The organism is Pseudomonas sp. A125, from assembly GCF_055409485.1.
On sequence record NZ_JBUZVP010000018.1, the window covers coordinates 84,648 to 111,222 of the forward strand.

The window sequence follows — 26,575 nt, forward strand, 5'->3', positions numbered from 1 at the left end:
AACCCTTGAACCTGAAAATTGTGGCCCCATATACCGGAACAGAAGCGCGAGTCGAGTTCGCGCATGATTTTGAAAGGAGAAATCTATGGCTGACGAACAGACGCAGGATACGCAAAATCCAGACGCCAACCAGGCAGCAGGTGAAGACCTGGCCGCGCGTGTGCAAGTGCTCGAAGAGCAGTTGGCAGGCGCGCAGGATCAATCGTTGCGTGTTGCCGCCGACCTGCAGAACGTCCGCCGCCGCGCCGAGCAGGATGTAGAAAAAGCTCACAAGTTCGCCCTGGAAAAATTTGCCGGTGATCTGTTGCCGATCATCGACAGCCTGGAGCGCGGCCTTGAGCTGTCCAACCCGGACGACGAAAACATCCGCCCAATGCGCGAAGGGATCGAACTGACCCTGAAAATGTTCCAGGACACCCTGAAGCGTTATCAGTTGGAAGCCATCGATCCGCAAGGCGGTGAGCCGTTCAATGCCGAGCATCATCAGGCAATGGCGATGCAGGAAAACGCTGATCTTGAGCCAAACAGCGTGTTGAAGGTGTTCCAGAAGGGCTACCAGCTCAACGGTCGCTTGCTGCGCCCGGCAATGGTTGTGGTGAGCAAGGCTCCTGCACCGGTTGCACCTTCTATTGATGAGCAGGCTTGAAATAAGTCGTAACGGCCCCATCTATAAGTCAAGCGTTTAAGTACTGCCGCAGTCAGCCACCACTGCTGCGGCAACAAAATCTAAGTTTCGGGAGAGTAAATCATGGGCAAAATTATCGGTATCGACCTGGGGACTACCAACTCCTGCGTCTCCGTGCTGGAAAACGGCGTATCCAAAGTTATTGAAAACGCCGAAGGCGCACGTACCACCCCGTCCATCGTGGCATATGCCAACGACGGCGAAATCCTGGTGGGCCAGTCCGCCAAGCGTCAAGCTGTGACCAATCCGCATAACACCCTGTACGCGGTGAAGCGTTTGATCGGTCGTAAGTTCGACGAAGAAGTCGTACAGAAAGACATCAAGATGGTCCCATACAAAATCGCCAAGGCTGACAACGGTGACGCCTGGGTTGAAGTGAACGGCCAGAAAATGTCGCCGCCACAAATCTCGGCTGAAATCTTGAAAAAGATGAAGAAAACCGCCGAAGACTACCTCGGTGAAGCGGTGACTGAAGCGGTGATCACCGTTCCGGCCTACTTCAACGACAGCCAGCGTCAGGCGACCAAAGACGCCGGCCGTATTGCTGGCCTGGACGTAAAACGTATCATCAACGAACCTACCGCAGCCGCTCTGGCCTACGGTATGGACAAGGCCAAGGGCGACCACACCGTGATCGTTTACGACCTGGGTGGCGGTACCTTCGACGTTTCCGTGATCGAAATCGCTGAAGTCGATGGCGAGCACCAGTTCGAAGTGTTGGCCACCAACGGTGACACGTTCCTGGGCGGTGAAGACTTTGACATTCGTCTGATCGACTACCTCGTCGACGAATTCAAGAAAGAAAGCGGCATGAACCTCAAGGGTGACCCGCTGGCCATGCAGCGCCTGAAAGAAGCCGCTGAGAAAGCCAAGATCGAACTGTCTTCGAGCAATTCGACCGACGTGAACCTGCCGTACATCACTGCAGACGCCACCGGTCCTAAGCACTTGAACGTGAAGATCTCGCGCGCCAAGCTGGAATCGCTGGTAGAAGACCTGGTTCAACGCACCATCGAGCCTTGCCGCATTGCGCTGAAAGACTCGGGTATCGACGTTGGCGCGATCAACGACGTGATCCTGGTCGGCGGTCAGACCCGTATGCCACTGGTTCAGAAGCTGGTGACCGAGTTCTTCGGTAAAGAAGCACGTAAAGATGTGAACCCGGACGAAGCGGTTGCCATGGGTGCTGCCATCCAGGGCGCGGTATTGGCCGGCGACGTCAAAGACGTTCTGCTGCTGGACGTAAGCCCGCTGACCCTGGGTATCGAAACCATGGGCGGCGTGATGACTGCGCTGATCGAGAAAAACACCACGATTCCTACCAAGAAATCGCAAGTGTTCTCGACTGCCGACGACAACCAGGGCGCTGTGACCATTCACGTGCTGCAAGGTGAGCGTAAGCAAGCCGGTCAGAACAAGTCCCTGGGCAAGTTCGACCTGGCCGAGATTCCACCAGCACCACGTGGCGTGCCACAAATTGAAGTGACCTTCGACATCGACGCTAACGGCATTCTGCACGTGGGCGCCAAAGACAAGGCCACCGGCAAGACTCAGTCGATCGTGATCAAGGCTAACTCGGGTCTGTCCGAGGAAGAAATCCAGCAGATGATCCGTGATGCTGAAGCCAACGCTGACGAAGACCGCAAGTTCGAAGAGCTGGCCGCTGCCCGTAACCAGGGTGATGCACTGGTTCACTCGACGCGTAAAATGGTCGCTGACGCTGGCGATAAAGTGACTGGCGAAGAGAAAACTGCAATCGAAGCAGCCGTAGTTGCCCTGGAAGCCGCTGTTAAAGGCGACGACAAGGCCGCTATCGAAGCCAAGGTTGAAGAGCTGTCGAAAGTCTCGGCGCCAGTCGCTCAGAAAATGTACGCCGAACAAGGCCAGCCGGCTGACGGTGCTGCACACCAGGCAGAACCTGAAGCCAAGCACGACGATGTTGTCGATGCCGAGTTCGAAGAAGTAAAAGACCAGAAGTAACTTGGTCGCCCGGTTGACCGCTCACAAGCGGTGACTGGTAGGATGTCGCCGCGCGGGAGCTTGCTCCCGCGTTGGCGTGTCTGGGGTACGCGAATTTTTACAGCATGCGACAACGCTCGGATGCTGGCGGTGTGATCGGGAATGCTCCTGCTTTCCGGACGACAATCACCGCGTTTTTGGCCGGTTGCCGGCTGAAAGCAGTAACGACCAGGATCGTTGAATTGACGTGAGTTGGGTCCGGGCCTGTATTGGGGCTCAACGAGTTTGGCAAGGCTCAGGAGGGTTTTGCCGGACGTCCTTAAGAGTGCAAAGACTTATGGCAAAGCGTGACTATTACGAAGTGTTGGGTGTGGAGCGCGGCTCCAGCGAGGCGGACCTGAAAAAGGCTTACCGTCGCCTGGCGATGAAGCACCACCCGGACCGTAATCCGGATAACAAAGAATCCGAAGACCTGTTCAAAGAGGCCAACGAGGCCTACGAATGCCTGTGTGATCCAAACAAGCGTGCAGCTTACGATCAGTACGGCCATGCCGGTGTCGACCCGAGCATGGGTGGCGGCGGTGCCGGTTTCGGCGGCCAGAACTTCTCCGATATTTTCGGCGACGTGTTCAGCGACTTCTTTGGCGGCGGCCGCGGTGGCCAGCGTGGCGGTGCCCAGCGTGGCAGCGACCTGCGTTACACCCTGGAGCTGAACCTGGAAGAAGCAGTGCGCGGCACCAGCGTCAATATCCGTGTTCCGACGCTGGTCAACTGCAAGCCGTGCGACGGTTCGGGCGCCAAGAAAGGCTCCTCGCCGATCACGTGCCCGACGTGCGGCGGTATCGGCCAGGTGCGGATGCAGCAAGGCTTCTTCTCGGTGCAGCAAACCTGCCCGCGTTGTCATGGCCAGGGCAAGATCATTTCCGACCCATGCGACTCGTGCCACGGCGAAGGGCGTGTCGAAGAGTACAAGACCCTCTCGGTGAAAGTGCCGGCGGGTGTGGATACCGGCGACCGCATTCGTCTGTCGGGCGAAGGCGAGGCGGGCACGCAGGGCGGCCCGACGGGCGACCTGTACGTGGTGATCAATGTGCGCGAGCACTCGATCTTCCAGCGCGACGGCAAGCATCTGTTCTGTGAAGTGCCGATCAGCTTTGTGGATGCGGCCCTGGGTGGCGAGCTTGAGATCCCGACGCTGGACGGTCGGGTCAAGCTGAAGATTCCCGAAGGTACGCAAACCGGCAAGCAGTTCCGTATCCGTGGCAAAGGCGTTGCGCCAGTGCGCGGTGGCGGTGCCGGCGACTTGATGTGCCGTGTGGCGGTAGAAACGCCGGTGAACCTGGGTCGTCGTCAGCGTGAACTGCTGGAAGAATTCCGCAGTTCGCTGGCTGGCGATGACACGCATTCACCAAAAACCACCGGCTGGTTCGAAGGCGTGAAGCGCTTCTTCGGCGACCTGTAAGGAAGTGAGTATGCGACGTATCGCGGTGATGGGCGCTGCCGGGCGCATGGGCAAAACCCTGGTCGAGGCTGTACAGGCGCGCTCGCCGGCCTCCGGGCTGACGGCGGCGATTGTGCGTCCCGGCAGCACCTTGATTGGTGCGGATGCGGGTGAATTGGCGTCCCTGGGGCGCATTGGCGTTTCGTTGTCCGGCAACCTGGAGCAGGTCGCCGATGAGTTCGACGTACTGATCGATTTCACCCTGCCAGACGTGATGCTGAAAAACCTGGCTTTCTGCCGCAAGGCGGGCAAGGCCATGGTAATTGGCACTACCGGGCTGAACGCCGAGCAAAAGCTGCTGCTGGTGGAGGCGGGCAAGGATATTCCTATCGTGTTCGCGGCCAACTTCAGTGTCGGTGTCAATCTGTCGCTGAAGCTGCTCGACATGGCGGCGCGGGTGATGGGCGATGAGGCTGACATCGAGATCATCGAGACTCATCACCGGCACAAGATCGATGCGCCGTCCGGTACGGCGTTGCGCATGGGTGAGGCGATTGCCGACGCCCTTGGGCGGGACCTGTCGAAGGTGGCGGTGTATGGTCGCGAAGGTCACACCGGCGCTCGTGCTCACGACACCATCGGTTTTGCCACCGTGCGCGGTGGCGACGTGGTGGGCGACCACACGGTGCTGTTCGCAACCGAAGGCGAGCGTCTTGAGATTACTCACAAGGCGTCGAGCCGCATGACGTTCGCCAAGGGTGCCGTACGTGCGGCGCTGTGGCTTGATGGCCGTGCGCCAGCCCTGTACGACATGCGCGACGTGCTGGACCTGCATTAAGAAGTAGCTAAAACGGGGTCTCAGGATTATCCTAAGGCCCCGTTTTTACCCGCTAGGCGACGTCCTGTCGCATTCCCCTGCCTTTAAGGCTCATTAGCGGTGGACCAAAAAAGCCTTTTTCTGTAAGCTACAGCTTTAGTGTGTCCACTAAAAGCGCGCAGAATAATTCGGTGAAGAAGCGGGGTGACGTGTCCATACGTCACTCCGCTTTTTTACAACCTGCGATCGCCCTTTCAGGCTTTATTTACGGGAGGTCTTCTTGACTAAGCCAGCCATACTCGCCCTTGCTGATGGCAGCATTTTTCGCGGCGAAGCCATTGGAGCCGACGGTCAGACCGTTGGAGAGGTGGTGTTCAACACCGCCATGACCGGCTATCAGGAAATCCTTACCGATCCTTCCTACGCCCAACAGATCGTTACCCTGACCTATCCGCACATCGGCAACACCGGTACTACACCGGAAGACGCCGAGTCTGATCGTGTCTGGTCGGCAGGTCTGGTCATTCGCGACCTGCCACTGGTTGCGAGCAACTGGCGTAACACGATGTCTTTGTCTGATTACCTGAAAGCCAACAACGTTGTGGCGATCGCCGGTATCGATACGCGTCGCCTCACACGCATCCTGCGTGAAAAAGGCTCGCAAAACGGCTGCATCATGGCCGGTGACAACATCTCTGAAGAAGCAGCGATCGCAGCAGCCCAGGGTTTCCCTGGCCTGAAAGGCATGGACCTGGCGAAAGTCGTCAGCACCAAGGACCAGTACGAGTGGCGCTCCACTGTCTGGGAATTGAAGACCGACAGCCACGCGACCATCGACGCGTCCGAGCTGCCTTACCATGTCGTGGCCTACGACTACGGTATCAAGCACAACATCCTGCGCATGCTGGTGGCGCGCGGTTGCCGCGTGACCGTAGTGCCGGCGCAAACCCCGGCCAGCGACGTTCTGGCCCTGCAGCCGGACGGTGTATTCCTGTCCAACGGCCCGGGTGACCCGGAGCCTTGCGACTACGCCATCAAGGCGATCAAGGAAGTCCTGGAAACCGAGATTCCGGTATTCGGTATCTGCCTCGGCCATCAACTGCTGGCCCTGGCCTCCGGCGCCAAGACCCTGAAAATGGGCCACGGCCACCACGGTGCCAACCACCCGGTGCAGGACCTGGACACGGGCGTGGTGATGATCACCAGCCAGAACCACGGTTTTGCGGTGGATGAAGCGACTCTTCCGGGCAATGTCCGGGCGATTCACAAGTCGCTTTTCGACGGTTCCCTGCAAGGCATCGAGCGCACCGACAAGAGCGCGTTCAGCTTCCAGGGCCACCCTGAAGCAAGCCCGGGCCCGAACGACGTAGCGCCGCTGTTCGACCGTTTCATTAATGAGATGGCCAAGCGACGCTAACTGAGCGGCCTGAGGGTGGCCCGGGAAACCGGCGGCCCCCTCAGGCTCTTCAAAGATTGTTCAAGACGGCTTGCCGACTGACCTGCGGATTTGAGTGACAAACCCATGCCAAAACGTACAGACATAAAAAGCATCCTGATTCTCGGCGCTGGCCCGATCGTAATCGGCCAGGCTTGCGAATTCGACTACTCCGGCGCCCAGGCCTGTAAAGCCCTGCGCGAAGAGGGTTACCGCGTCATCCTGGTGAACTCCAACCCGGCCACCATCATGACCGACCCGGACATGGCCGACGCCACCTATATCGAGCCGATCAAGTGGCAGACCGTTGCCAAGATCATCGAGAAAGAGCGTCCGGACGCGCTGCTGCCAACCATGGGTGGCCAGACCGCCCTGAACTGCGCACTGGACCTGGAGCGCGAAGGCGTCCTGGAGAAGTTCGGCGTAGAGATGATCGGCGCCAATGCCGACACCATCGACAAGGCTGAAGACCGTTCGCGTTTCGACAAGGCCATGAAGTCCATCGGCCTTGATTGCCCGCGTTCGGGTATCGCCCACAGCATGGAAGAGGCCAACGTGGTCCTCGAGAAGCTTGGCTTCCCGTGCATCATCCGTCCGTCCTTCACCATGGGCGGCACCGGCGGCGGTATTGCCTACAACCGTGAAGAATTCGAAGAAATCTGCGCCCGCGGCCTGGACCTGTCTCCGACCAAAGAGCTGCTGATCGACGAATCCCTGATCGGCTGGAAAGAATATGAAATGGAGGTTGTCCGCGATAAAAAGGACAACTGCATCATCGTCTGCTCGATCGAAAACTTTGACCCGATGGGCGTGCACACCGGTGACTCGATCACTGTTGCGCCAGCACAGACCCTGACGGACAAGGAATACCAGATCATGCGCAACGCCTCGTTGGCGGTGCTGCGTGAGATCGGCGTGGAAACCGGTGGCTCCAACGTACAGTTCGGCATCTGCCCGGACACTGGCCGCATGGTTGTGATCGAGATGAACCCGCGTGTATCGCGTTCTTCGGCGCTGGCATCGAAAGCGACCGGCTTCCCGATTGCGCGCATCGCTGCCAAGCTGGCGATCGGTTACACCCTGGACGAACTGCAGAACGAAATCACGGGCGGCGCAACGCCGGCATCCTTCGAGCCGTCGATCGACTACGTCGTCACCAAGCTGCCACGCTTCGCTTTCGAGAAATTCCCGAAAGCCGACGCCCGCCTGACCACTCAGATGAAGTCGGTCGGTGAAGTCATGGCCATCGGCCGGACCTTCCAGGAATCCCTGCAGAAAGCCCTGCGTGGCCTGGAAGTGGGTGTTTGCGGCCTGGACGAGAAACTCGACCTGAGCAACCCGGAAAGCATGAGCGTGCTCAAGCGCGAGCTGACCGTGCCGGGCGCCGAGCGTATCTGGTACGTGGCCGATGCTTTCCGCGCCGGCATGACCGTCGAAGACATCTTCGGCATGAACATGATCGACCCGTGGTTCCTGGTGCAGATCGAAGATCTGATCAAAGAAGAAGAGAAGGTCAAGACCCTCGGCCTGTCTTCTATCGACCGCGACCTGATGTTCCGCCTCAAGCGCAAAGGCTTCTCCGACATGCGCCTGGCCAAGCTGCTGGGTGTGACCGAAAAGAACCTGCGCACGCATCGCCACAAGCTGGATATCTACCCGGTCTACAAGCGCGTTGATACTTGTGCGGCCGAGTTCGCAACCGACACCGCGTACATGTACTCCACCTACGAGGAAGAGTGCGAAGCCGCGCCGTCGGGCCGCGACAAAATCATGATCCTGGGTGGCGGTCCAAACCGTATCGGGCAAGGCATCGAGTTCGATTATTGCTGCGTACACGCCGCTCTCGCCCTGCGCGAAGACGGGTACGAGACCATTATGGTCAACTGCAACCCGGAAACTGTTTCCACTGACTACGACACGTCCGACCGTCTGTACTTCGAGCCGGTAACGCTTGAAGACGTGCTGGAAATCTGTCGCGTCGAGAAGCCAAAGGGCGTGATCGTCCAGTACGGCGGCCAAACCCCGCTGAAACTGGCTCGCGCACTTGAAGCTGCTGGCGTGCCGATCATCGGTACCAGCCCTGACGCTATCGACCGTGCCGAAGACCGTGAGCGCTTCCAGCAAATGGTTGAGCGCCTGAACCTGCGTCAGCCGCCCAACGCCACCGTGCGCAGCGAAGACGAAGCGATCCGCGCCGCCAGCAAAATCGGTTATCCGCTGGTAGTGCGCCCGTCCTACGTACTGGGCGGCCGGGCGATGGAAATCGTCTACGAAGAAGAAGAGCTCAAGCGTTACCTGCGTGATGCAGTGAAAGTGTCCAACGACAGCCCGGTGCTGCTGGACCACTTCCTCAATTGCGCCATCGAGATGGACGTGGATGCGGTCTGCGACGGCACCGACGTGGTGATCGGCGCGATCATGCAGCACATCGAACAGGCTGGCGTTCACTCCGGTGACTCCGCTTGCTCGCTGCCGCCGTACTCGTTGCCTGCGCACATCCAGGACGAGATGCGCGAACAGGTCAAGAAGATGGCCCTGGAGCTGGGCGTGGTCGGCCTGATGAACGTTCAGTTGGCGCTGCAAGGCGAAGACATCTACGTTATCGAAGTCAACCCGCGTGCTTCGCGTACCGTGCCATTTGTTTCCAAGTGCATCGGTGTTTCCCTGGCGATGATTGCCGCGCGCGTGATGGCCGGTAAGACCTTGAAGGAAATCGGCTTCACCAAGGAAATCATCCCGAACTTCTACAGCGTGAAAGAGGCGGTGTTCCCATTCGCCAAGTTCCCTGGCGTGGACCCGATCCTGGGCCCAGAGATGAAGTCCACCGGTGAAGTGATGGGCGTGGGCGATACCTTCGGTGAAGCGTTCGCCAAAGCCCAGATGGGCGCCAGTGAAGTGCTGCCGACCGGCGGTACTGCGTTCATCAGCGTACGCGATGATGACAAGCCACTGGTTGCAGGCGTGGCCCGTGATCTGATCAACTTGGGCTTCGAAGTCGTGGCCACTGCCGGGACCGCCAAGCTGATTGAGGCTGCCGGCCTGAAAGTGCGTCGCGTGAACAAGGTAACGGAAGGCCGTCCACACGTGGTCGACATGATCAAAAATGACGAAGTCACCTTGATCATCAACACCACTGAAGGTCGCCAGTCGATCGCGGACTCCTACTCCATTCGTCGTAACGCCTTGCAGCACAAGATTTACTGCACCACCACCATTGCTGCTGGCGAAGCTATCTGCGAAGCGCTCAAGTTCGGTCCTGAAAAAACCGTGCGCCGCTTGCAGGATCTACACGCAGGATTGAAGGCATGATCAAATACCCAATGACCGTCCAGGGCGCAAAAGCCCTGGAAGAAGAGCACGCCCACCTGACCAAGGTCGTCCGTCCGAAGCTGAGCCAGGACATCGGTACGGCCCGGGAACTGGGCGATCTGAAAGAAAACGCTGAATACCATGCTGCTCGCGAGCAGCAAGGTATGGTTGAGGCGCGGATCCGTGACATCGAAGGCCGCATGCAGAATGCGGTGATCATCGACGTCACGACCATCCCGAAGACCGGCAAGGTGATTTTCGGCACTACCGTGGAAATCGCCAACGTCGAGACTGACGAAAGCGTGGTTTACCACATCGTGGGTGAAGACGAGGCCGACTTCAAACTCGGCAAGATCTCCGTCGGCTCGCCGCTGGCCCGCGCCTTGATTGCCAAGGAGGAGGGTGATGTGGTGGCCGTCAAGACGCCTGGTGGCGTGATCGAGTACGAGATTGTCGAAGTTCGTCACATCTGAAAGACGGCGCCCGCTTCGTGCGGGCGCCATGCTTTGGCAGTTTGCCCAGATGCTTTGGGTTGGCGGCCTATGGCTGTTACATATTGGTGTGCTACCGGCGCTGGGCCTGATTGGCCTGGCACCGTTGCTGATCGATGAGGTCGGCGGATTATTAAGTGCGTTGCTGGTGGGTTTTGCAGCGGCGTGCGTGACGCTTCAGGCGCTGGTGCTGGTCAAGGCCGAAGGCTTGGGGAGTTTGTGGCGGGATATTCGCGGGCAACTGCTGTTGATGGCGCTGTATGCGTGCGCAATGTTTTGCGTGGTGCGCATCTTTCTGCCGGAAGCGTTGCGCTGGCAGCTGTTCAGCTATCTTGTGCTAGGGTTTTCCGGGTTGGTGCTGGTTGTACAGCCGGCGCCAGGATGGAGTGGCAGGGCGCGCGAAGCACGCCCGTGACCCTTGTTTCACTTGAAGCGGTGTACGTTCGACAGTTGCTTGTTGACGCTGAAGTTCTTGCGATACAGCAGCGCCATCTTGCCGATGACCTGAACCAGGTCCGCTTTGCCAGCCTTGCACAGTTCTGCAATGGCTGCCAGGCGCGCCTCGCGATCAAGGATGCTGACCTTGATCTTGATCAGTTCATGATCGCCCAATGCGCGTTCAAGTTCGGCTAACACACCTTCAGTCAAACCGTTGTCAGCCACAGTCAAAACTGGTTTCAGATGGTGGCCAATGGATTTGTACTGTTTCTTCTGCTCTTGAGTGAGCGGCATAATCTGACCCCTGCGTCTGATCTTGTAAAAAGCGGCGGCCAGTTTACCCGAGCGAGTCCGGGACCGCCCAGTTAATCACGACCCGTTTTATTTTCGAGGTGGCCCGTGGTCCGTTCCAAAACTAGCCTTAAGTGGCTGCAAGAGCATTTCAACGACCCTTACGTCAAAATGGCGCAAAAGGATGGCTACCGCTCCCGGGCCAGCTACAAGCTGCTGGAGATCCAGGAAAAGGACAAGTTGATCCGCCCTGGCATGAGCGTAATCGACCTGGGGGCCGCCCCGGGTGGCTGGTCCCAGGTGACCAGTCGTCTGATTGGTGGGCAAGGTCGCTTGATCGCATCCGACATCCTGGAAATGGACAGCATCCCGGACGTGACCTTTGTTCACGGCGATTTTACCCAGGATGAAGTGCTGGCACAGATCCTCGAGGCAGTCGGAAATTCGCAGGTAGACCTTGTGATTTCCGATATGGCCCCCAATATGAGTGGATTACCAGCTGTTGATATGCCGCGAGCCATGTTCCTTTGCGAATTGGCACTGGACCTAGCGGGACGGGTACTACGTCCGGGTGGTGATTTTCTGGTCAAGGTCTTCCAGGGTGAAGGCTTCGACGAGTATCACAAGAACATCCGCAAGCTGTTCGACAAGGTACAGACACGCAAACCTGACTCTTCCCGAGACAGGTCCCGTGAGCAGTATTTGCTGGGTCGCGGTTTCCGTGGCATTGAAGGCGCTGCCAGTGAAGAGCGTTTTTGAGGAATTTGACGGAGGCGATAGGTTTTTTTATATCGCTTTCGTCACGAAGCTTTACGAATATTGTGTAGTCAAAGTTTCACAAAGGGTTACAGACGACGCCTGCCAGAGTTGTAGGTAATGTAGTAAGTTAGGCCGGTGAATATCATGCGAAGCACGCGCCAGTAGCGGAGCTTGCTTCAGAGGGTAGTTAATTGAACGATATGGCAAAGAATCTGATCCTGTGGTTGATCATCGCGGCTGTCCTCGTGACGGTGATGAACAACTTCTCCAGCCCTAACGAGCCGCAGACCCTCAACTATTCCGACTTCATCCAGCAAGTTAAGGATGGCAAGGTCGAGCGCGTAGCAGTTGACGGCTACGTGATTACCGGCAAGCGCAACGATGGCGACAGCTTCAAGACCATCCGTCCGGCAATCCAGGACAATGGCCTGATCGGTGACTTGGTGGATAACCACGTGGTCGTTGAAGGCAAGCAGCCTGAGCAGCAGAGCATCTGGACCCAGCTCTTGGTAGCCAGCTTCCCGATCCTGGTGATCATTGCCGTGTTCATGTTCTTCATGCGCCAGATGCAAGGTGGTGCGGGAGGCAAGGGCGGGCCGATGAGTTTCGGCAAGAGCAAGGCACGCCTGCTTTCCGAAGACCAGGTGAAGACCACCCTGGCTGACGTTGCCGGTTGCGACGAAGCCAAGGAAGAAGTGGGTGAGCTGGTAGAATTCCTGCGCGACCCGGGCAAGTTCCAGCGTCTGGGCGGCCGAATTCCACGCGGTGTGCTGATGGTTGGCCCGCCAGGTACCGGTAAAACCCTGTTGGCCAAGGCTATTGCCGGCGAAGCCAAAGTACCTTTCTTCACCATTTCCGGTTCCGATTTCGTCGAGATGTTCGTCGGTGTCGGTGCCAGCCGTGTTCGCGATATGTTCGAGCAGGCCAAGAAGCACGCGCCATGCATCATCTTCATCGATGAAATCGACGCCGTTGGTCGCCATCGTGGTGCTGGCATGGGTGGCGGTCATGATGAGCGTGAGCAAACACTTAACCAGTTGCTGGTTGAGATGGACGGCTTCGAAATGAACGACGGCATCATCGTGATTGCCGCGACCAACCGTCCTGACGTACTCGACCCTGCGCTGCTGCGTCCGGGCCGTTTTGACCGTCAGGTTGTGGTCGGTCTGCCAGACATCCGTGGCCGTGAACAGATTCTGAAAGTGCACATGCGCAAAGTGCCGATGGGCGACGACGTGGCTCCGGCCGTGATTGCCCGTGGTACGCCTGGCTTCTCCGGTGCCGACCTTGCCAACCTGGTAAACGAAGCCTCGCTGTTCGCAGCCCGTACCGGCAAGCGCATCGTCGAAATGAAAGAGTTTGAACTGGCGAAAGATAAGATCATGATGGGCGCCGAGCGCAAATCCATGGTCATGTCCGAGAAAGAGAAGCAAAACACCGCCTATCACGAAGCCGGTCACGCCATTGTCGGTCGCGTTGTGCCTGAGCATGACCCCGTCTACAAAGTGTCGATCATTCCTCGTGGTCGGGCGCTGGGCGTCACCATGTTCCTGCCGGAAGAGGATCGCTACAGCCTCTCCAAGCGTGCGTTGATCAGCCAGATCTGCTCGCTGTACGGTGGCCGGATCGCGGAAGAGATGACCTTGGGCTTCGACGGTGTTACTACCGGTGCGTCCAACGACATCATGCGTGCCAGCCAGATTGCACGGAACATGGTGACCAAGTGGGGCCTGTCGGAAAAACTCGGCCCCTTGATGTATGCCGAGGACGAAGGCGAGGTGTTCCTGGGTCGCGGTGGTGGCGGTCAAGCTGCCAGCTTCTCCGGTGAGACCGCCAAGCTGATCGACTCCGAAGTGCGCAGCATCATTGACCAGTGCTACGGCACGGCCAAGCAGATCCTCACAGACAACCGTGACAAGCTCGACGCCATGGCTGATGCCCTGATGAAGTACGAGACCATTGATGCCGAGCAGATCGACGACATCATGGCGGGTCGTACGCCCCGCGAGCCTCGTGATTGGGAAGGTGGTTCGGGTACTTCGGGCACGCCGCCAGTGGTACAGAACGAGCGCCCTGAAGCTCCGATCGGCGGCCCGGCTGCTGACCATTAAGGTTTGAAATGACTTCTGCGTTGTCCTCGACCCGGTTGCCTTGCGGCAGCCGGGTTCTTGATTTGGCCCAAACACACGTTATGGGCATTCTTAACGTAACCCCTGATTCCTTTTCCGATGGTGGCCGCTTCAGTCAGCTTGATGCTGCGTTGCGCCATGCAGAGGCCATGGTGGCAGCTGGCGCGACCCTGATTGATGTCGGTGGCGAATCGACGCGCCCTGGGGCTCGTGCGGTGTCTCCCTTGGAGGAGCTGGAGCGGGTCGCGCCCATTATCGAGCGCATTCATCGAGAGCTGGATGTCATCATCTCTGTCGACACGTCGACGCCGGCCGTCATGCGCGAAAGCGCGCGGCTGGGCGCCGGGTTGATCAACGATGTGCGTTCCCTGCAGCGCGATGGCGCCCTGGATGCGGCCGCTGCCACGGGCCTGCCGGTTTGCCTGATGCACATGCTCGGTGAGCCGGGCACGATGCAGGACGACCCGCATTACGACAACCTGGTCGGTGAAGTGAAAGGCTTTCTTGCCGAGCGCATGGCCCAATGCGTCGCGGTGGGGATTGCCCCGGAGAGGATCATCCTCGACCCGGGATTTGGCTTTGCCAAGACCCTGCAACACAATTTAAGCCTGTTCAAGCATATGGAATCCCTGCATGCCCTTGGTCGCCCCCTGCTGGTAGGGGTTTCGCGCAAGAGCATGATAGGTCTGGCGTTGAATCGTCCGGTGGGTGAGCGCCTGCATGGCGGCCTGGCACTCGCGGCGCTTGCCGTGGTGAAGGGTGCGCGTATCTTGCGGGTGCATGACGTTGCCGAGACGGTAGATGTAGTGCGGATGATCGCAGCGGTTGAATCAGCCGAATAAGAATGATGGAGCACTTATGACTAAAAAATATTTTGGCACCGATGGCATTCGCGGTCGGGTCGGCGAATTTCCGATTACTCCAGACTTCATGCTCAAGCTGGGCTGGGCCGCCGGCATGGCGTTCCGCAGCATGGGCGCCTGTCGCATCCTGGTGGGCAAGGACACGCGTATCTCGGGGTACATGTTTGAGTCTGCGCTGGAGGCAGGTCTGTCTGCTGCCGGCGCTGATGTGATGTTGCTGGGCCCGATGCCTACGCCGGCGATTGCTTACCTGACGCGTACCTTTCACGCTGAAGCCGGTATCGTGATCAGTGCTTCGCACAATCCTCACGATGACAACGGCATCAAATTCTTCTCGGGCCAGGGCACCAAACTGCCGGACGAGATCGAACACATGATCGAAGAGTTGCTGGATGCGCCGATGACCGTCGTCGAGTCGAGCAAGCTGGGCAAGGTTTCGCGGATTAACGACGCTTCTGGTCGTTATATCGAGTTCTGCAAAAGCAGCGTGCCGAGCAGTACCAATTTTGCCGGGTTGAAAGTCGTCATCGACTGCGCCCACGGCGCGACCTACAAGGTGGCGCCGAGTGTGTTCAAGGAGCTTGGTGCAGACGTTACTGTGCTGTCGGCCCAGCCTAACGGCTTGAACATCAACGACAACTGCGGCTCGACCCACATGGGGCAGTTGCAGGCGGCGGTGCTGGCCGAGCATGCCGACTTGGGTATTGCGTTCGACGGCGACGGCGATCGGGTATTGATGGTCGACCACACCGGTGCAATTGTTGATGGCGATGACCTGTTGTTTATCATTGCCCGCGACTTGCATGAGCGCAACAAGCTGCAGGGCGGCGTCGTGGGTACCTTGATGAGCAATCTCGGGCTGGAGCTGGCCCTGGCAGACCTGGGGATTCCGTTTGTGCGCGCCAATGTCGGTGACCGCTATGTGATCGCTGAACTGCTGGAGCGCAATTGGCAGGTGGGCGGCGAGAACTCCGGGCATGTGGTGTGCTTCCAGCACACGACTACCGGGGACGCGATTATTGCGGCGCTGCAAGTGCTGCTGGCACTGCGTCGTCGCGAAGAAAGCCTGGCGCAGGCGCGCCAGGCGCTGCGCAAGTGCCCGCAAGTGCTGCTCAATGTGCGGTTTGCGGGCGGTGACAACCCTATCGAGCATCCGTCCGTGAAAGAGGCCAGCGAGCGTGTCACTGCCGCCATGGCGGGTCGTGGCCGGGTCTTGCTGCGCAAGTCAGGTACCGAGCCTTTGGTGCGTGTCATGGTCGAAGGCGAGGACGAAACACAGGTTCGCGGCTATGCCGAAGAGCTGGCAAAACTGGTAACTGAAGTTTGCGCCTGAATTCGGCTTGCCAGTGATGATGTGGTTGGGTAACATCTGCGCCCACTTTGACCGACGGGGTACAGCATGCGTCGCACTATGGTAGCTGGTAACTGGAAGATGCACGGTACCCGCGCCAGTGTCGCTGAGCTGATCAACGGCCTTCGTCATTTGGCCTTGCCTGGCGGTGTAGAAGTCGCGGTATTCCCGCCTTGCTTGTATATCAATCAAGTGATTGATGGCTTGAAAGGCAAGTCGATTCAGGTCGGCGCGCAGAACTCTGCGGTGGAATCCATGCAGGGTGCGTTGACCGGTGAGATTGCACCGAGTCAGCTGGTTGATGCGGGTTGTTCCCTGGTGCTTGTTGGGCACTCCGAGCGCCGCCAGATCATGGGCGAGCGTGATGGGACACTCAATCGCAAATTCGCAGCGGCACAGGCTTGTGGCTTGATTCCGGTGTTGTGCATAGGGGAGACCCTTGAGCAGCGTGAGTCCGGTAAAACTCTTGAAGTTGTCGGGCGTCAGCTGGGCAGCATCATCGAGGAGCTGGGAGTCGGTGCCTTTGCAAATGCAGTAATTGCTTACGAGCCGGTCTGGGCCATTGGTACCGGGCTGACTGCTTCGCCGCAACAGGCGCAGGATGTGCACGCAGCCATTCGCGCGCAGTTGGCGGCAGAGAATTCTGAGGTCGCACGAGGTGTGCGGCTTCTATACGGCGGCAGCGTGAAGGCGGCCAATGCGGTCGAACTGTTCGGCATGCCGGATATCGATGGGGGGCTCATTGGTGGAGCTTCCCTGAATGCAGATGAGTTCGGTGCGATTTGTCGCGCCGCGGGAAACTGAAAAAATGCTGGAAACAGTCATCGTTGTTTTTCATCTGCTGGGTGCACTGGGCGTAGTTGCCCTGGTTTTGCTGCAGCAGGGTAAAGGTGCGGACGCTGGTGCGTCTTTCGGGGCAGGTGCTTCAAATACTGTGTTCGGAAGCCAAGGTTCCTCTACCTTTCTAAGTAAGTTTACTGCTATACTTGCCGCCGGTTTCTTCATAACCAGCTTGGGGTTAGGTTACTTTGCTAAAGAGAAAGCTCATGTGCTGACTCAGGTAGGTCTCCCAAACCCAGCAGTGTTGGAAGTACCAAAAGCAAAACCGGCTTCTGATGATGTCCCGGTGCTTCAAGAGCAAAAGTCGGCTACTCCAGCGACTGACGTGCCTCCAGCTCAAGAGCAAAAGTAAGAAGGTTGTAAACGCTGTATTGCCGAGGTGGTGGAATTGGTAGACACGCAACCTTGAGGTGGTTGTGCCCATAGGGTGTAGGGGTTCGAGTCCCCTTCTCGGTACCAATTATCAGGAGAGCCCGCTGTTGCGGGCTTTCTTGTAGGTGGAAGGTTACATTGACCCTGTAAGGGATCGGTCGTATACTTCCGCCCCAGCTTTGTCGCGGGGTGGAGCAGTCTGGTAGCTCGTCGGGCTCATAACCCGAAGGTCGTCGGTTCAAATCCGGCCCCCGCAACCAGTTTTAGCGGAGCCCCTTTTAAGGGGCTTTTTGTTAGCTGGACACTTTCAACGCCGCTGTTCGACGGCGTTTCAAGGATGGGCGTTTCGCCCATTTTTTTATTTTGCACAGCATGCACATACATGCACGAGGGGGTTCAGGTGTCGAGCAAGCTAGAAGAGTTGCAGGCCTTGTTGGCCCCGGTGATCGTGGCCCTAGGCTATGAATGCTGGGGTATTGAGTTTTCGGCTCAAGGTCGCCACTCAATGTTGCGCGTTTATATCGATAAAGAGGGCGGCGTGCTGGTGGACGATTGTGCCATTGTCAGCCGTCAGATCAGCGGTGTCCTGGATGTTGAAGATCCGATCGCTGTTGAATACACCCTCGAAGTTTCCTCGCCTGGCATGGAACGCCCACTGTTCACTATTGATCAGTTTGCAAAATTTGCCGGTGAACAAGTGAAGATCAAGCTGCGCTCTCCCTTTGAAGGGCGACGCAACTTTCAGGGCCTTCTGCGCGGTGTAGAAGAGCAGGACGTCGTGGTGCAGGTAGAAGACCATGAGTTCCTGTTGCCGATCGATATGATCGACAAGGCCAACATTATTCCCAGTTTTGACTGAGACGCGGATCCCGCGGATCCAATGGCTTGCGAAAGGCGAGGCGTACGATGAGCAAAGAAGTACTGCTGGTTGTTGAGTCGGTATCCAATGAAAAGGGCGTACCGGCAAACGTGATTTTTGAAGCGCTGGAGCTGGCCCTGGCCACTGCTACCAAAAAGCGTTTTGAAGACGAAGTTGATCTGCGTGTGGAAATCAACCGCCACACCGGTGCCTACGAGACTTTCCGTCGCTGGACGGTCGTCGAGGAAGCCGATCTTGATGATCCGGCCATCGAAACCTGGCCGAGCAAGGTTGCTGAAACGCACCCGGGCGCCCAGGTCGGTGATGTCGTCGAAGAAAAGATCGAATCCATCGAGTTCGGCCGCATCGCTGCACAGACTGCCAAGCAAGTCATCGTGCAGAAGGTCCGCGAAGCCGAGCGCGCTCAAGTCGTTGACGCCTATCGCGAGCGCCTGGGGGAAATCATCTCCGGCACCGTGAAAAAGGTTACCCGCGACAACGTGATCGTCGACCTGGGTAACAACGCTGAAGCGTTGCTGGCCCGCGAAGACATCATTTCCCGCGAAACTTTCCGGGTCGGTGTGCGCTTGCGTGCGCTGCTCAAGGAAATCCGCACCGAGAACCGCGGCCCTCAGCTGATCCTGTCGCGTACCGCGCCGGAAATGCTGATCGAGTTGTTCCGCATCGAAGTGCCGGAAATTGCCGAAGGCCTGATCGAAGTCATGGCTGCGTCCCGCGATCCGGGTTCGCGCGCCAAGATCGCGGTCCGCTCCAAGGACAAACGCATCGACCCGCAAGGTGCTTGCATTGGTATGCGCGGTTCGCGCGTCCAGGCAGTGTCGGGCGAATTGGGCGGTGAGCGTGTGGACATCGTCCTGTGGGACGATAACCCGGCGCAGTTTGTGATCAACGCAATGTCGCCTGCTGAAGTGGCGGCAATTATCGTTGACGAGGATGCCCATGCAATGGACATCGCCGTTGGCGCAGACAATCTGGCTCAGGCCATCGGTCGCGGTGGTCAGAACGTACGTTTGGCCAGCCAGTTGACCGGCTGGACCCTGAACGTGATGACCGAATCGGACATCCAGGCTAAACAGCAAGCAGAAACCGGCGACATCCTGCGCAACTTCATCGACGAGCTGGAAGTCGACGAAGACCTGGCACAGGTGCTGGTAGATGAAGGCTTCACCAGCCTGGAAGAGATTGCCTACGTACCGTTGGAAGAAATGCTCAACATCGACGGCTTTGACGAAGACACCGTCAACGAGCTTCGCGCTCGGGCCAAGGATCGTTTGTTGACTAAAGCCATCGCTACTGAGGAAAAGCTGGCAGACGCCCATCCGGCCGAAGACCTGCTCTCGCTTGAGGGTATGGACAAGGATTTGGCGATGGAACTGGCGGTGCGCGGCGTAATTACCCGCGAAGACCTGGCCGAGCAGTCTATTGACGACCTGCTCGACATCGACGGCATTGACGATGATCGTGCCGGCAAGTTGATCATGGCCGCCCGAGCCCATTGGTTCGAGTAATTAGGCGCGGCCTGAGGAGAGAAGTGCATGACGCAAGTCACGGTGAAACAACTGGCCGATGAGGTCAAAACACCGGTAGAGCGCCTGTTGCAGCAGATGCGTGAGGCAGGTCTGCCGCACACCGCCGCCGATGAAGGTGTGAGCGATAGTGAGAAGCAGTCTTTGCTGACTCACTTGAAGAGCAGCCACAAGGCGAAAGTGGAAGAACCGCGCAAGATTACATTGCAGCGCAAAACCACCAGCACCCTGCGTGTTGCTGGTAGCAAGAGCATCAGCGTTGAAGTACGCAAGAAGAAAGTCTTCGTACAGCGCAGCCCGGAAGAAATTGAAGCCGAGCGCAAACGCGAACTGGAAGAACGTCGCGCAGTAGAAAATACTGCTCGTCAGAAGGCTGAAGAAGAAGCCAAGCGTCGCGCCGAAGAAGAAGCGCGTCGCCAGCCTGCTGCTGCGCAATCTGCTAACGCTGATGCAGTTGCTGCGCCTAGCGCGCCTGTAGAAGCTGTTCGTGAGGCCGCTCCGGTTGCCGCCGCGCCTGCTCCTGCAGCCGACGCTCGCAAACGCGAAGAACCTCGTCGTCCGGACAAACCACGTGCAGACGATAACAATCGTCGTGGCAGTGGCGATGGTGAGCGCAAAAACGCTCCACATCGTGCTTCGGTCAAAGAGAAGGCGCCAGCGCCACGCGTTGCTCCACGTACTACCGACGAAGAAAGCGACAGCTTCCGTCGCGGTGGTCGCGGCAAGGCCAAGCTGAAGAAGCGCAACGCCCACGGTTTCCAGAGCCCAACCGGCCCTGTCGTGCGTGATGTGCAGATCGGCGAGACCATCACTGTTGGCGACCTCGCCAACCAGATGTCGGTCAAGGCTGCTGAAATCATCAAGTTCATGTTCAAACTGGGTACTCCAGCCACCATCAACCAGGTACTGGATCAGGAAACTGCCCAACTGGTTGCTGAAGAGCTGGGCCACAAAGTGACCCTGGTCAGCGACACCGCCCTGGAAGATTCCCTGGCCGAGTCCCTGAAGTTTGAAGGTGAGACGTTCTCCCGTGCGCCAGTCGTGACCGTAATGGGCCACGTTGACCACGGTAAAACCTCGCTGCTCGACTACATCCGTCGTGCCAAGGTAGCTGCAGGCGAAGCCGGCGGTATCACCCAGCACATCGGTGCCTACCACGTTGAAACCGAACGCGGCATGGTCACCTTCCTCGATACCCCGGGTCACGCCGCGTTTACCGCAATGCGTGCCCGTGGTGCCAAGGCGACTGACATCGTGATCCTGGTAGTTGCAGCGGACGACGGCGTAATGCCGCAGACCATTGAAGCTGTCCAGCACGCCAAGGCCGCTGGTGTTCCACTGGTTGTAGCAGTGAACAAAATCGACAAGCCGGGCGCCGATCTCGATCGCATCCGTAGCGAACTGTCGGTTCACGGCGTGACTTCCGAAGAGTGGGGCGGTGATACGCCATTCGTTTCGGTTTCGGCGAAAGTCGGTACCGGTGTAGACGAACTGCTCGAAGCGGTCCTGCTGCAAGCCGAAGTACTCGAACTGAAAGCAACCCCATCGGCCCCTGGTCGCGGTGTTGTGGTTGAATCGCGTCTCGACAAAGGTCGTGGCCCGGTTGCAACCGTTCTGGTTCAAGACGGTACCCTGCGCCAAGGCGACATGGTGCTGGTCGGTTCGAACTATGGCCGTGTACGTGCCATGCTCGACGAGAACGGCAAGCCAATCAAGGAAGCCGGTCCTTCCATCCCTGTCGAGATCCTCGGCCTGGACGGTACCCCGGACGCTGGCGACGAGATGAGCGTGCTGTCGGATGAGAAGAAAGCCCGTGAAGTGGCTCTGTTCCGTCAAGGCAAGTTCCGCGAAGTCAAGCTGGCCCGTGCTCACGCCGGCAAGCTGGAAAACATCTTCGAGAACATGGGCCAGGCTGAGAAGAAGACGCTTAACATCGTCCTCAAATCTGACGTTCGTGGTTCCCTCGAAGCGTTGAACGGCGCCTTGAACGGCCTGGGTAACGACGAAGTGCAAGTGCGTGTTGTCGGTGGCGGTGTCGGTGGTATCACCGAGTCCGATGCCAACCTGGCACTGGCTTCCAACGCTGTACTGTTCGGCTTCAACGTGCGTGCCGATGCTGGCGCACGGAAGATCGTCGAGCAGGAAGGCCTGGACATGCGTTACTACAACGTCATCTACGACATCATCGAAGACGTCAAGAAAGCCCTTACCGGCATGCTTGGCAGCGACGTCCGGGAGAACATCCTGGGTGTGGCCGAGGTGCGTGACGTGTTCCGCTCGCCGAAATTCGGCGCGATCGCCGGTTGCATGGTTATCGAAGGTGTTGTGCACCGTAACCGTCCAATCCGTGTACTGCGTGAAGACATCGTTATCTTCGAAGGCGAGCTGGAATCCCTGCGCCGCTTCAAGGATGACGCTTCCGAAGTACGTGCCGGCATGGAATGCGGTATCGGCGTCAAGAGCTACAACGACGTCAAGGCTGGCGACAAGATCGAAGTTTACGAGAAGGTCCAGGTTGCTCGCAGCCTCTAACTCGCGCACTTCAAGGGCCACGCGGCGCCCGGGCATGCAAATGCCAGGCGCCGTGTTCGGACTCTAAACGCAACGCCCGGTCTGGCTTTTGTCAGGCCGGGCGTTTGCCGCTTTCAGACCCCACGGGTTTCACCGTGTGGCAGTAACAGGTAACAAGACATGGCAAAAGAATACAGCCGTACCCAACGTATCGGCGATCAGATGCAGCGTGAGCTGGCACAACTGATCCGTCGTGAAGTAAAAGACCCACGTGTTGGCCTGGTCACCATCACCGCCGTTGAAGTGAGCCGTGACGTTGGTCACGCCAAGATCTTCATCACCGTGATGGGCCAGGACAACAGCGAAGAAATCGCGCAAAGCATCAAGGTGCTCAACTCTGCCGCAGGCTTCCTGCGCATGCAGTTGGCCCGTGAAATGAAGCTGCGCAGCGTTCCGCAGTTGCACTTCCACTACGACGAAAGCGTCGTGCGTGGCGCGCACCTGTCGGCACTGATCGAGCGGGCCGTGGCTGAAGACAATCAGCACCCGGAATCCGCCACGCCTGAAGACGCCAAGGAGTAGTCGGTGGCTCAGGTCAAACGTATCCGTCGTAACGTCAGCGGCATCATTCTGCTCGACAAACCCATTGGCTTTACCTCCAATGCGGCGTTGCAGAAGGTTCGCTGGCTGCTCAATGCCGAGAAGGCAGGGCACACCGGCAGCCTCGACCCCTTGGCCACTGGCGTATTGCCGTTGTGCTTTGGCGAGGCCACCAAGTTTTCGCAATACCTGCTCGATTCCGACAAGGGTTACGAAACCCTGATGCAACTGGGCAAGACCACCACCACGGCCGACGCCGAAGGTGATGTTTTGCAGGTTCGCGACGTGACCGTTGGTCGTGCTGATATCGAAGCTGCGTTGCCCGCTTTTCGTGGGCAAATCAGTCAGATACCGCCGATGTACTCGGCCCTCAAGCGTGATGGCCAGCCTCTTTACAAGCTGGCACGTGCAGGTGAAGTGGTGGAGCGCGAACCGCGTTCTGTTACTATTGCGCGCTTGGAATTGCTCGCCGCTGAAGGCGACACTGCCCGGTTGGCAGTGGACTGCAGCAAAGGCACCTATATCCGTACCCTCGTGGAAGATATCGGTGAGCAACTGGGCTGTGGCGCATACGTTGCAGAGCTGCGGCGTACCCAGGCCGGCCCTTTCACCCTGGCCCAGACGGTCACGCTGGAAGAGCTGGAAGCAGTACATGCCGAAGGCGGCAACGAGGCGGTAGATCGCTTCCTGATGCCATCGGACAGCGGTTTGCTGGATTGGCCATTGCTGCACTTCTCGGAGCACAGCGCGTTCTACTGGCTTAACGGCCAACCGGTACGCGCGCCGGATGCGCCGAAGTTCGGCATGGTGCGAGTACAAGATCACAACGGTCGCTTTATCGGTATCGGTGAAGTGAGCGAAGACGGGCGCATAGCGCCGCGTCGACTGATTCGGTCAGAATGACCGAAACCAGTTTGTGGTGAAAGCGTAGCGAGCGAAGGTAAGACAAGGAAAAAACAGGCGAGGAGGCGGAGTTAACTGCTGTTAATGAGCATTCCGAGCCTGTTTTTGACGCAGGATTACCGAGCGCAGTAGCTTTTACGCAAACTGGAACGAGGGTGGCTGTTAGCAGGCATGGTCACTACTCATTTTTAGATACAGGGATTTGTCCCTGGCCTGTTGAAACCGCCCTTTGGGTGGTTTCCTGAAAAAAGGATTGCCTCATGGCTCTCGACGTTCAAGAAAAAGCTCAAATCGTAGCTGACTACCAGCAAGCTGTTGGTGACACTGGTTCGCCAGAAGTGCAAGTTGCACTGCTGACCCACAACATCAACAAGCTGCAAGGTCACTTCAAGGCCAACGGTAAAGATCACCACTCCCGTCGTGGTCTGATCCGCATGGTAAACCAGCGTCGTAAGCTGCTGGATTACCTGAAAGGCAAGGATCTGGGTCGTTATCAGACTCTGATCGGTCGCCTGGGTCTGCGTCGCTAATAAGCGATTGCGCTAGAGGTTGGTTGGCTGTCGTGTGCCAGTGGGTTTCCCGCTGGCCCATGGCAGGCTTCCAGCCTCAAGTTTTATCTGGATACACGTTTTACCCTGGACAGGCGTTGGGCCGATTCCCGACATTGCCCAAGAATTTCGCAAGAAGACAAGTTCCCCAAGAGCCACAAAGAAGGTAGGACACCGTGAACCCGGTTATCAAAAAATTCCAGTTCGGTCAATCGACCGTTACCCTCGAGACAGGCCGTATCGCCCGTCAAGCCTCCGGCGCAGTGCTGGTCACCGTTGACGACGACGTCACCGTATTGGTGACCGTTGTAGGCGCCAAGACCGCTGACCCAAGCAAAGGCTTCTTCCCTCTTTCCGTTCACTACCAGGAAAAGACTTACGCTGCCGGTAAGATCCCTGGTGGTTTCTTCAAGCGCGAAGGCCGTCCTTCCGAGAAAGAAACCCTGACTTCCCGACTGATCGACCGTCCGATCCGTCCGCTGTTCCCAGAAGGCTTCATGAACGAAGTGCAGGTTGTCTGCACCGTCGTTTCCACCAGCAAGAAGACAGATCCGGACATCGCTGCGATGATCGGTACCTCGGCTGCCCTGGCCATCTCCGGTATTCCTTTCGATGGCCCGATCGGCGCCGCTCGCGTTGCTTTCCACGAAAGCACCGGCTACCTGCTGAACCCGACTTACGAACAACAGAAAGCTTCGAGCCTGGACATGGTCGTTGCCGGTACTTCGGAAGCCGTATTGATGGTTGAATCGGAAGCCAAAGAGCTGACCGAAGACCAGATGCTGGGCGCGGTACTGTTTGCTCACGACGAGTTCCAGGTTGTGATCAACGCCGTTAAAGAACTGGCCGCCGAAGCTGCCAAGCCAACCTGGACCTGGGCTCCACAGCCTGAAGCGACTGCTCTGCTGGGCGCGATCCGTGCCGAGTTCGGCGACGCGATCTCCCAGGCTTACACCATCACCATCAAGGCCGACCGTTACGCTCGCCTGGGTGAGCTGAAGGACCAGGTTGTTGCCAAGCTGTCCGGTGAAGAAGGCCAGCCTTCGTCCAGCGAAGTCAAAGCAGCGTTCGGCGAAATCGAATACCGCACCGTTCGCGAAAACATCGTTAACGGCAAGCCACGTATCGACGGCCGCGACACCAAGACCGTACGTCCGCTGAACATCGAAGTCGGCGTTCTGCCAAAAACCCACGGTTCGGCCCTGTTCACCCGTGGCGAAACCCAGGCTCTGGTAGTTGCAACACTGGGTACTGCCCGTGACGCACAGCTGTTGGACACCCTGGAAGGCGAGAAAAAAGACCCGTTCATGCTGCACTACAACTTCCCTCCGTTCTCGGTAGGTGAGTGTGGTCGCATGGGTGGTGCTGGTCGTCGCGAAATCGGTCACGGCCGCCTGGCCCGTCGTTCGATCGCTGCCATGCTGCCTGCCGCCGACGTGTTCCCGTACACCATTCGTGTTGTGTCGGAAATCACCGAGTCCAACGGTTCCAGCTCCATGGCTTCGGTCTGCGGTGCTTCCCTGGCCCTGATGGACGCCGGTGTGCCGATGAAGGCACCGGTTGCCGGTATCGCCATGGGTCTGGTTAAAGAAGGCGAGAAGTTCGCCATCCTGACCGACATCCTGGGTGACGAAGACCACTTGGGCGACATGGACTTCAAAGTAGCCGGTACCGCCAAAGGTGTTACCGCGCTGCAGATGGACATCAAGATCAAAGGCATCACCGAAGAGATCATGGAAATCGCTCTGGGCCAAGCCCTGGAAGCGCGCCTGAACATCCTCGGCCAGATGAACGTGATCATTGGTCAGTCGCGTACCGAGCTGTCGGAAAATGCTCCGACCATGATCGCGATGAAAATCGACACCGACAAAATCCGTGATGTTATCGGTAAAGGCGGCGCGACCATTCGTGCGATCTGTGAAGAGACCAAGGCTTCGATCGACATCGAAGACGACGGCTCGATCAAGATCTTCGGCGAAACCAAGGAAGCAGCTGAAGCAGCACGTCAGCGCGTTCTGGGCATCACCGCTGAAGCCGAGATCGGCAAGATCTACGTGGGTAAGGTTGAGCGCATCGTCGACTTCGGCGCATTCGTCAACATCCTGCCAGGCAAAGACGGTCTGGTGCACATCTCCATGCTGAGCGACGCTCGCGTTGAGAAAGTGACCGACATTCTGAAAGAAGGCCAGGAAGTGGAAGTGCTGGTACTGGACGTGGACAACCGCGGCCGTATCAAGCTGTCCATCAAGGACGTAGCAGCAGCCAAGGCTTCGGGCGTTTAATCACCCCGTTGCTGCACGCTGGAAAAAGGACTCTTCGGAGTCCTTTTTTATGCCTGCCGGAAAGTGTCGGGAAATCAGGTGCTTACCAGGCCCCTAAAGCCGCAACTTGCATGCAGGCACAGTCCGGTTCATGCAAGTTGCACGA

22 protein-coding genes and 2 tRNA genes are annotated in these 26,575 nt (G+C 58.0%); 23 read left to right on the forward strand and 1 reads right to left on the reverse strand.

Annotated features, from left to right (window positions below):
• The first annotated feature begins 85 nt into the window (after positions 1-85).
• The 8 genes from grpE to ACZRN6_RS23175 all read left to right on the forward strand — a co-directional run bounded on the left by grpE (position 86) and on the right by ACZRN6_RS23175 (position 10,552).
• Positions 86-646, forward strand: a complete 561-nt coding sequence (gene grpE / locus ACZRN6_RS23140; RefSeq protein ID WP_003212224.1) for a nucleotide exchange factor GrpE — start codon at positions 86-88, stop codon at positions 644-646.
• Positions 647-748: 102 nt separating this feature from the next.
• Positions 749-2,665 carry a molecular chaperone DnaK gene (gene dnaK, locus ACZRN6_RS23145; RefSeq protein WP_322143160.1) on the forward strand — a complete coding sequence of 639 codons (1,917 nt, stop codon included), beginning with the start codon at positions 749-751 and terminating at the stop codon, positions 2,663-2,665.
• A 316-nt stretch (positions 2,666-2,981) separates the two neighbouring features.
• Entirely contained in the window at positions 2,982-4,106 is a 1,125-nt protein-coding gene (gene dnaJ / locus ACZRN6_RS23150; RefSeq protein ID WP_010174305.1) for a molecular chaperone DnaJ, read from the forward strand.
• Positions 4,107-4,116: 10 nt separating this feature from the next.
• Positions 4,117-4,923, forward strand: a complete 807-nt coding sequence (gene dapB / locus ACZRN6_RS23155) for a 4-hydroxy-tetrahydrodipicolinate reductase (protein ID WP_464008926.1) — start codon at positions 4,117-4,119, stop codon at positions 4,921-4,923.
• 259 nt (positions 4,924-5,182) lie between these two features.
• Positions 5,183-6,319, forward strand: coding sequence for a glutamine-hydrolyzing carbamoyl-phosphate synthase small subunit (gene carA / locus ACZRN6_RS23160; protein ID WP_464008927.1), 1,137 nt, complete (start codon positions 5,183-5,185; stop codon positions 6,317-6,319).
• 105 nt (positions 6,320-6,424) lie between these two features.
• Positions 6,425-9,646 (forward strand): carbamoyl-phosphate synthase large subunit, encoded by a 3,222-nt coding sequence (gene carB / locus ACZRN6_RS23165; protein ID WP_464008928.1) that lies wholly within the window; start codon positions 6,425-6,427, stop codon positions 9,644-9,646.
• Complete coding sequence (gene greA / locus ACZRN6_RS23170) at positions 9,643-10,119, forward strand: transcription elongation factor GreA (RefSeq protein ID WP_076013757.1); 477 nt, start codon at positions 9,643-9,645, stop codon at positions 10,117-10,119. The genes carB and greA overlap by 4 nt, the downstream gene beginning before the upstream one ends.
• Positions 10,120-10,147: 28 nt before the next feature.
• Positions 10,148-10,552, forward strand: coding sequence for an MFS transporter (locus ACZRN6_RS23175; RefSeq protein WP_322143164.1), 405 nt, complete (start codon positions 10,148-10,150; stop codon positions 10,550-10,552).
• A gap of 8 nt (positions 10,553-10,560) precedes the next feature.
• Here the strand turns inward: ACZRN6_RS23175 and yhbY are convergent, their stop codons facing one another.
• Positions 10,561-10,869 carry a ribosome assembly RNA-binding protein YhbY gene (yhbY, locus tag ACZRN6_RS23180; RefSeq protein ID WP_076013755.1) on the reverse strand — a complete coding sequence of 103 codons (309 nt, stop codon included), beginning with the start codon at positions 10,867-10,869 and terminating at the stop codon, positions 10,561-10,563.
• Positions 10,870-10,974: 105 nt separating this feature from the next.
• Between yhbY and rlmE the strand changes: the two genes are divergently transcribed.
• The 15 genes from rlmE to pnp all read left to right on the forward strand — a co-directional run bounded on the left by rlmE (position 10,975) and on the right by pnp (position 26,430).
• On the forward strand, positions 10,975-11,625 hold the full coding sequence (rlmE, locus tag ACZRN6_RS23185) for a 23S rRNA (uridine(2552)-2'-O)-methyltransferase RlmE (protein ID WP_464008929.1): 651 nt from the start codon (positions 10,975-10,977) through the stop codon (positions 11,623-11,625).
• 200 nt (positions 11,626-11,825) lie between these two features.
• Positions 11,826-13,736, forward strand: a complete 1,911-nt coding sequence (ftsH, locus tag ACZRN6_RS23190; protein ID WP_322143165.1) for an ATP-dependent zinc metalloprotease FtsH — start codon at positions 11,826-11,828, stop codon at positions 13,734-13,736.
• An 8-nt stretch (positions 13,737-13,744) separates the two neighbouring features.
• Positions 13,745-14,596 carry a dihydropteroate synthase gene (gene folP / locus ACZRN6_RS23195; protein WP_322143166.1) on the forward strand — a complete coding sequence of 284 codons (852 nt, stop codon included), beginning with the start codon at positions 13,745-13,747 and terminating at the stop codon, positions 14,594-14,596.
• A 16-nt stretch (positions 14,597-14,612) separates the two neighbouring features.
• A complete protein-coding gene (gene glmM, locus ACZRN6_RS23200; protein WP_322143167.1) occupies positions 14,613-15,950 on the forward strand; it encodes a phosphoglucosamine mutase in 1,338 nt (445 codons plus the stop codon).
• A 66-nt stretch (positions 15,951-16,016) separates the two neighbouring features.
• The gene (gene tpiA, locus ACZRN6_RS23205; protein WP_464008930.1) at positions 16,017-16,772 is read left to right on the forward strand and encodes a triose-phosphate isomerase; all 756 of its coding nucleotides are present in this window, start codon (positions 16,017-16,019) and stop codon (positions 16,770-16,772) included.
• A gap of 4 nt (positions 16,773-16,776) precedes the next feature.
• Positions 16,777-17,160 carry a preprotein translocase subunit SecG gene (secG, locus tag ACZRN6_RS23210; RefSeq protein ID WP_026078118.1) on the forward strand — a complete coding sequence of 128 codons (384 nt, stop codon included), beginning with the start codon at positions 16,777-16,779 and terminating at the stop codon, positions 17,158-17,160.
• 21 nt (positions 17,161-17,181) lie between these two features.
• Positions 17,182-17,267, forward strand: a tRNA-Leu gene (locus ACZRN6_RS23215).
• Positions 17,268-17,363: 96 nt separating this feature from the next.
• Positions 17,364-17,440 (forward strand) — tRNA-Met (locus ACZRN6_RS23220).
• A gap of 140 nt (positions 17,441-17,580) precedes the next feature.
• Positions 17,581-18,039, forward strand: coding sequence for a ribosome maturation factor RimP (gene rimP, locus ACZRN6_RS23225; protein WP_034117933.1), 459 nt, complete (start codon positions 17,581-17,583; stop codon positions 18,037-18,039).
• 47 nt (positions 18,040-18,086) lie between these two features.
• Complete coding sequence (nusA, locus tag ACZRN6_RS23230) at positions 18,087-19,568, forward strand: transcription termination factor NusA (protein WP_003212187.1); 1,482 nt, start codon at positions 18,087-18,089, stop codon at positions 19,566-19,568.
• 27 nt (positions 19,569-19,595) lie between these two features.
• Positions 19,596-22,118, forward strand: a complete 2,523-nt coding sequence (infB, locus tag ACZRN6_RS23235; protein WP_322143168.1) for a translation initiation factor IF-2 — start codon at positions 19,596-19,598, stop codon at positions 22,116-22,118.
• 159 nt (positions 22,119-22,277) lie between these two features.
• Positions 22,278-22,679: a 30S ribosome-binding factor RbfA gene (gene rbfA, locus ACZRN6_RS23240; protein ID WP_003212184.1), complete on the forward strand. Its 402-nt coding sequence runs from the start codon at positions 22,278-22,280 to the stop codon at positions 22,677-22,679.
• Positions 22,680-22,682: 3 nt separating this feature from the next.
• Positions 22,683-23,600: a tRNA pseudouridine(55) synthase TruB gene (gene truB / locus ACZRN6_RS23245; RefSeq protein ID WP_177089466.1), complete on the forward strand. Its 918-nt coding sequence runs from the start codon at positions 22,683-22,685 to the stop codon at positions 23,598-23,600.
• Between the two features lie 260 nt (positions 23,601-23,860).
• Positions 23,861-24,130 carry a 30S ribosomal protein S15 gene (rpsO, locus tag ACZRN6_RS23250; RefSeq protein WP_003177875.1) on the forward strand — a complete coding sequence of 90 codons (270 nt, stop codon included), beginning with the start codon at positions 23,861-23,863 and terminating at the stop codon, positions 24,128-24,130.
• Between the two features lie 194 nt (positions 24,131-24,324).
• Positions 24,325-26,430, forward strand: a complete 2,106-nt coding sequence (gene pnp, locus ACZRN6_RS23255) for a polyribonucleotide nucleotidyltransferase (protein WP_322143169.1) — start codon at positions 24,325-24,327, stop codon at positions 26,428-26,430.
• The last annotated feature ends 145 nt before the right edge of the window (positions 26,431-26,575 follow it).

What these genes read in the sequence shown, in the direction of transcription:
- grpE (WP_003212224.1), top strand. Translation starts at nt 86, where the DNA reads ATGGCTGACGAACAGACGCAGGATACGCAAAATCCAGACGCCAACCAG.
- dnaK (WP_322143160.1), top strand. Translation starts at nt 749, where the DNA reads ATGGGCAAAATTATCGGTATCGACCTGGGGACTACCAACTCCTGCGTC.
- dnaJ (WP_010174305.1), top strand. Translation starts at nt 2,982, where the DNA reads ATGGCAAAGCGTGACTATTACGAAGTGTTGGGTGTGGAGCGCGGCTCC.
- dapB (WP_464008926.1), top strand. Translation starts at nt 4,117, where the DNA reads ATGCGACGTATCGCGGTGATGGGCGCTGCCGGGCGCATGGGCAAAACC.
- carB (WP_464008928.1), top strand. Translation starts at nt 6,425, where the DNA reads ATGCCAAAACGTACAGACATAAAAAGCATCCTGATTCTCGGCGCTGGC.
- greA (WP_076013757.1), top strand. Translation starts at nt 9,643, where the DNA reads ATGATCAAATACCCAATGACCGTCCAGGGCGCAAAAGCCCTGGAAGAA.
- ACZRN6_RS23175 (WP_322143164.1), top strand. Translation starts at nt 10,148, where the DNA reads ATGCTTTGGCAGTTTGCCCAGATGCTTTGGGTTGGCGGCCTATGGCTG.
- yhbY (WP_076013755.1), bottom strand. Translation starts at nt 10,869, where the DNA reads ATGCCGCTCACTCAAGAGCAGAAGAAACAGTACAAATCCATTGGCCAC.
- ftsH (WP_322143165.1), top strand. Translation starts at nt 11,826, where the DNA reads ATGGCAAAGAATCTGATCCTGTGGTTGATCATCGCGGCTGTCCTCGTG.
- folP (WP_322143166.1), top strand. Translation starts at nt 13,745, where the DNA reads ATGACTTCTGCGTTGTCCTCGACCCGGTTGCCTTGCGGCAGCCGGGTT.
- glmM (WP_322143167.1), top strand. Translation starts at nt 14,613, where the DNA reads ATGACTAAAAAATATTTTGGCACCGATGGCATTCGCGGTCGGGTCGGC.
- tpiA (WP_464008930.1), top strand. Translation starts at nt 16,017, where the DNA reads ATGCGTCGCACTATGGTAGCTGGTAACTGGAAGATGCACGGTACCCGC.
- secG (WP_026078118.1), top strand. Translation starts at nt 16,777, where the DNA reads ATGCTGGAAACAGTCATCGTTGTTTTTCATCTGCTGGGTGCACTGGGC.
- nusA (WP_003212187.1), top strand. Translation starts at nt 18,087, where the DNA reads ATGAGCAAAGAAGTACTGCTGGTTGTTGAGTCGGTATCCAATGAAAAG.
- infB (WP_322143168.1), top strand. Translation starts at nt 19,596, where the DNA reads ATGACGCAAGTCACGGTGAAACAACTGGCCGATGAGGTCAAAACACCG.
- rbfA (WP_003212184.1), top strand. Translation starts at nt 22,278, where the DNA reads ATGGCAAAAGAATACAGCCGTACCCAACGTATCGGCGATCAGATGCAG.
- rpsO (WP_003177875.1), top strand. Translation starts at nt 23,861, where the DNA reads ATGGCTCTCGACGTTCAAGAAAAAGCTCAAATCGTAGCTGACTACCAG.